The sequence below is a fragment of the Microcystis aeruginosa NIES-4325 genome (assembly GCF_008974145.1).
Classification (GTDB): Bacteria; Cyanobacteriota; Cyanobacteriia; order Cyanobacteriales; family Microcystaceae; genus Microcystis; species Microcystis aeruginosa_G.
In genome coordinates this window covers 1-5,924 of sequence record NZ_BJKP01000066.1, presented here as the reverse complement: position 1 = coordinate 5,924, position 5,924 = coordinate 1, and the positions used below count along the sequence as shown (strand labels likewise).

3 protein-coding genes and 2 pseudogenes are annotated in these 5,924 nt (G+C 42.4%); 1 reads left to right on the top strand and 4 read right to left on the bottom strand.

All coding sequences use genetic code 11. From position 1 onward, the window contains the following. Both MiAbW_RS18705 and MiAbW_RS18700 read right to left on the bottom strand, forming a co-directional pair. Positions 1 to 832: pseudogene (locus MiAbW_RS18705) on the bottom strand (transposase); the annotation flags it as partial. A 471-nt stretch (positions 833 to 1,303) separates the two neighbouring features. Beyond that, entirely contained in the window at positions 1,304 to 2,311 is a 1,008-nt protein-coding gene (locus MiAbW_RS18700) for a Gfo/Idh/MocA family protein (protein ID WP_151697306.1), read from the bottom strand. An 84-nt stretch (positions 2,312 to 2,395) separates the two neighbouring features. On the opposite strand from MiAbW_RS18700, the gene MiAbW_RS18695 reads away from it, so the two are divergent. Continuing rightward, positions 2,396 to 4,435 (top strand): hydantoinase/oxoprolinase family protein, encoded by a 2,040-nt coding sequence (locus MiAbW_RS18695; RefSeq protein ID WP_151697305.1) that lies wholly within the window; start codon positions 2,396 to 2,398, stop codon positions 4,433 to 4,435. Between the two features lie 32 nt (positions 4,436 to 4,467). Here the strand turns inward: MiAbW_RS18695 and MiAbW_RS18690 are convergent, their stop codons facing one another. Together MiAbW_RS18690 and MiAbW_RS20310 are read right to left on the bottom strand one after the other, a co-directional pair. Continuing rightward, positions 4,468 to 5,088 (bottom strand): chorismate lyase, encoded by a 621-nt coding sequence (locus MiAbW_RS18690; protein WP_151697304.1) that lies wholly within the window; start codon positions 5,086 to 5,088, stop codon positions 4,468 to 4,470. A gap of 34 nt (positions 5,089 to 5,122) precedes the next feature. Further along, positions 5,123 to 5,924, bottom strand: a pseudogene (locus MiAbW_RS20310) (IS110 family transposase); the annotation flags it as partial.

Below are 5,924 nucleotides of genomic sequence, written 5' to 3'. Positions count from 1 at the left end.
AGACTTCTTCAATGACTAATAGCAGTTTATATTGTCTTTTACTTAAACAAGTTAAGGAGGCTCCTAATTCAATTAGTTGGTCTATATAACCTAAGTTTCTTTGAATATATCCCAGTTGTTGACCAATAGCTTTCCGTCTTTCTTTTTGAGAGGGACGACGTTTTTTAGCGACTTTTAAATAGTTCTTTCTCGCTATTTTTCGGGAAGTTCTTGGTTTCTTAGTTAACTTTTCCTTGACTTCCCGGTAGAGACAATCTAGGATTTTTTCCGTTCCTTGACGAGCTTGATTTAATAGGTCTAAATCTGTGGGATACTTAATATCAGCGGGCGCACAAGTCGCATCTAATATTAATTTTCCTGCATTGGGCCGCTCACTTTCTTCTCCTCGCTCTTCTCTTCTGGCATCAGATTCTTTTTCCTCGATAATTTCTCGGTCTTTTTTCACCATTTCTTGGTTAATTTTGTTAAGGATATTTAACTTAATTCTTTTCCGAAAATATACCATCATTGAGGCATCAAATGGGGCTTCTGTTTGATAGTTTGTTAGCCCAATAAAGTATTGTGAGTAAGGGGTTTCCCTAATTTGTTCGACGGTTTCTCTATCACTTATTTCTAATCTTTCTTGAATAATTAATGCGGACATTGCTACCCTAAATGGTAAGGCGGGCGCACCCTTGTTTTCGCAGAAGCTTTTTGCGTACTCTTCTTCAAATTTTTCTCAGGGAATTAAGTTGGCCATAATAACCCAACGGTTTTCATCTGATAGTTTTCCGCCAAAGGGCAGTTCAAATGATTCGGGTTCTGATGGAGTTGCGGTCGATATACGATACATCTGTACTGAATGAAAAAAAGTGCTTGGCTTTTAGTGTATTTTACCTTTTTTTGGTCTTTTTTCTCGACTTTATTGAGTCGAAACCTTTTTCCTATCGGCATTTCAGGCTTTTTCAGCAAGCCCTAATTAAGCTTTTCAACATTGATAATGTACCTCTTGCGAACAGGAAACGCTATAGACCAAAATGGCGGGTGAATTCAGCCGTTAGCGACCGACCGCGCCACGCACCGACCGGGTCAAAGAAATTAGATAAATCCAGAGCCGTACAAACTCCTCGTCAATAGCAAATCAGATTATACTTCATCTTTCTGGGAAACGCCGTAGATTTTACCTCACCGCAACTGTAGCAGTGGCATCATTGCCCAACACATCTACTAACTGGACAGCGATCGCCCGTTTCCCTGCTCTCAACCCCAGTGCAGTCTTAACGAGTAATTTAGATAGTCAACAGCTTATCAATCCCATGTTTCCCTATTCTAAGTGCAGGATTTCTCCACCTCTGGCTAGAGATAATTCTGCTGCCTGGAGGATTTTGACTAATTCCGTCCCTACCGATCCCGAAGATACAGGAGAATCGACACCCGTAGCCACCGACTCTAAAAAATGTTCGCACAATGCTTTCAGGGGTTCACCATCGGCAATAGGGATAGATTCCGTCTCCTGTCCCCGAGGAATAAAATAGGCTTCCTGACGCTCAAAATCGCCCTTTTGTCGGGTTAAAGGCGATCGAGAGTCTAATTCATTGAAAATTAAAGTCCCTTCGCTGCCAACTATCCCTAAACGTCGCTGTTTATCGGGATTCAACCAACAAAGGTGAATAGTCGCTTGAAAACCATCGCCATAGATCAGGGTTAACCAGACTAAATCGGCTAGATTAGGTTGTAGCCAAACCGTTCCTCGCGCCTGTATCGATACTGGTGTACTATTTAGCCAATGATTAAAAATCGAGATATCGTGAATAGCTAAATCCCACAAAGCGGACACATCCTGACGGACGGGACCCAGGTGGGTGCGAGTGGCATAACCATAAAGAGGTTTACCGATACCCCCAGATTGCAGGACTTTTTGTCCGGTGATAACGGCGGGATGAAAAAGATAGGGATGATCAACTAATAAGATACGCTGTTTTTGCGCCGCTAATGCCGTTAATTCAGCACATTCTTGGGAATTGAGGGTTAAGGGTTTTTCGGCGAGGACGTGATAACCTAAATTAAGAGCATCTTTAATCAGGGGATAATGGCTGATGGCAGGAGTAACAACGACTACGGCCGAGATTTCGGGATGATTGCGAATAGATTCCCAGTCATTGGCTAAAATAACCTTATTAGTATCGAGATTAAATTGATTGCGACAGAGACGGAGTTTTTCAGGGGAGGGATCAACGATTGCCACTACTTGCGCTGAGGGATGTTGAGAAAAATGACGGACGAAATGGACTCCCCAACGTCCTACCCCTAAGATAGCGATTCCTGTGGACATTTTGCTTACTCAGATAAATCAATCTAGTTTATTTTAAAAGGATTAGGCGCAATTGTTCATTGATTCTGAGAACTGGAAGGGATTATGTTAAAATTTTTGATCGATCGAGGGGGAACTTTTACCGATATCGTGGCGATAATCGATCAACCAGAAATTATTGAACGACTAGCTAGAGATGCCGCTAGATTTCTGATTGTTCCCCTTGCCGATCAACAGTGGATTGTTCTCTATAAACTGCTCTCGGAGAATCCCGAAAAATACCCAGATGCAGTCATTCAAGGGATTAAAGATATTAGCGGTTCCCTAGATAACATCGCAGTGATTAAAATGGGAACAACGGTAGCCACCAATGCGCTGTTAGAAAGGAAAGGAGAGCGCACGGTTTTGTTAATCACCAAAGGTTTTAAAGATGCCTTGAGAATTGGCTATCAAAATCGCCCCGATATTTTTGCTCGTCAAATTATTCTTCCTTCTTTATTATACGAACAAGTTATCGAAGTGGCCGAACGCTACGATAGTCAAGGACAAGAATTAATCGCCGTTAATCCCGCCCAAGTTAAAGCCGATTTAATACCAGTTTATCAAGTGGGTATCCGCAGTTGTGCGATTGTTTTTATGCACGGTTATCGTTATCCCGACCACGAAAAACAAGTGGCAGCCATTGCCGAAGAAATCGGCTTTACTCATCTAGCCATTTCCCACCAAGTCAGTCCTTTAATGAAACTGGTATCACGGGGAGATACCACGGTAGTTTCTGCCTATCTATCGCCAATTTTACGCCGCTATGTTGATAGTATTAGCCAGCAATTACCGAAAACTAGCTTACTATTTATGAAATCCGATGGCGGTTTAGTCACCGCCGATAAATTTCAGGGTAAAGATAGCATTTTATCTGGTCCTGCGGGGGGAATAGTTGGGGCGGTACAAACCAGTTTAAGGGCAGGATTTAGCAAAATTATCAGTTTTGATATGGGAGGAACTAGCACCGATGTTTCTCATTTTCAAGGGGAATACGAGCGGCAAACAGATAACGAAATTGCCGGCGTAAGAATGCGAGCACCGATGTTAAGTATTCACACCGTGGCTGCTGGTGGAGGTTCGATTTTAGTCTATGATGGTTATCGTTTTCGGGTTGGACCAGAAAGTGCTGGAGCTAATCCGGGACCGGCCTGTTATCGACGGGGCGGACCCTTAACAATTACCGATGCTAATGTTTTGTTAGGAAAAATTCAAGCCGCCTATTTTCCCGCTATTTTTGGACAAGAGGGAAATTTAACCCTAGATAGAGAGATTGTGCTGACAAAGTTTCAAGAATTGGCGGCAATAATGGGGGGTAATAATAGTCCTGAAATGTTGGCTGCGGGGTTTATTCAAATTGCCGTGGAAAATATGGCTAATGCGATTAAAAAAATCTCTCTGCAAAAGGGTTATGATCTCAGTGATTATACTCTTTGTACCTTTGGCGGTGCGGGGGGTCAAGTGGCCTGTTTAATTGCCGATACTCTGGGAATGAAAAGCATTTTTCTCCATCCCTACGCCGGGGTTTTAAGCGCCTACGGCATGGGTTTGGCCGATTTGAGGGTAATTAAAGAAAAAGCGATCGAACAGCCCTTAAATGCCGATTTAATCGGGCAGTTACTCGCGGAAATGAACGAATTAGAAGTTTTAGCGGGTCAGGAATTAGAGGGTTATAATCGGGTGCGGCAGCAAGTCAGTTTAAAATATCAAGGCAGTGATGCCACTTTAGGGGTTAATTTTAGCGATCAAATGCGTCAGGATTTTGAACGGGAACATCAAAGACGTTATGGGTTTAAACAGGAACAAAAAGCTTTAATTGTTGAGTCGATTGCCGTGGAATTGATCCAGACTATGGACAGTCCCCAAGAAGCAATTTTAACCCGCACCCGTCCCATGGGACAATTACCTCATATCCTTGATCGAGTAGCGGTTTTTATGGCTAATCAATGGCGGGAAACGCCAATTTATCAGCGTTCAGATCTGCAACCTTTTGATTGTCTGGCAGGACCTGCAATTATTATCGAAAAAATTAGCACGATTGTGATTGAACCGGGTTGGATGGCCAAATTAACGGAGAAAAATCATTTAATTCTCTCCAAAGCTTAACTAATTAAACCACATAGAAATATCTACGGCAGTTAACCTAATTGATCAATTCTCATTTCGCCGAGGTATTTACGGAGATAGGGAGAAAAAACCTCGTAAATCAGGGTAAGGGGTTGGCGAGCGTGCCAAAATAGGTAATGACGACCCCAAAATGCTCCTTTTTCCCCAAAAGCTATTTCTAATTCTGGGGAATGACCGTAATAAAGTCCCTGCACATCGCGATATAATTCCGTGTGCAGCCGCGAGAGACTTTCCCAAATCGGTAGGGAACGATTTTCTAGATATTCGTCCACTTGATTGGCGGACCACCAAGAAGCGGCATAGGCTAACCTTTGACCACTAGCTGTGCGTAACCAGACTTGACGACGCAATCTCGGTCCTGGAATCAGGCTAATTTTCATCGGTGCGCCATCCTCATCGTCGCCGATGGGGGACATATCGATCACATCCACTTCCGTTTTTTCACCGGTTAAAAGTTGTAAATGACGGGTGGGAGAACCATCGCCGAGAATTAAAATCTGCCAAGGAGGTGCGAGTTGGCTATGGGGTAAACCTTGTTTAACATCGGTTTCGTCTCCTTGCCAGAGAGGGGACAGGGAGTACCAAGGACGATTAAGCAGGGGTTTTTCTTGGGGGTGGAGGATAGCAGTCAAGGTTTGTTACAAAACTTTATGATTTTTTCATTAATCACTTTACTAAATTACCCGTTAAAAGTCGATACAAAAGCCTAGTCTCGTAAAATAGCAAGCGGCAAAGTCCATCTTTGCCTAGTGCTTTAAAACTTGGTAGCTCTTGGGTGACTTTGGTTTTTTGCCCGGTTTTCTCGTTTTGAGTAAAATAGGAGTGACTTCTAGGATTTAACCAAGAGTTCTTAAGTTTAGCGATAATCTCCGTTTTAGCGGGTTTATTCGGGCAAATAGTCACCATTGCATGAGCATACAAGTGAGAACGTACCAAGTCGGAACCCTTCCAAGACTTTTTAACCTTGTCTTGTTTAGCGGAGGTATCCCCAGAGACTTGATAAGAATAGGCTAAACCTAGATAAGCCTGAAACCTTCTCAGACTGATATCGTGATCATCTCTAAAATAGGGTTTTCCGTTGACTAAAAATCTTTCGATAGGATAACAGTGTAGAAGTAATAAACTTTGAGTAACAGTCCCGAAAAGAAATTGGTCAAATACCTGGCAATAGGGCTTAAAATGACTTAACTCTAGTATTTCTCTTAACTCTCGCTCCTTGCCTAAGATTCTAGATTGATAACTAATAATGTCACTAGCTAATAACCGGCTATATTCCTTAATTCCAGTTCCGGCAGTGTCCTTAATACGCGAGTTATTTTTCAATCCGGCGATATGCCCTAGTGTTGGGTTATACCCCTTAACCCCGATATATTCAAAGTCTTTTTGAGCAATTTCAGGAAATTCACAACATAATCGCTGTCTAAGTTGATTAATCAAAGAGTTTTTATTCTTATCAAGTTGCTCTCTT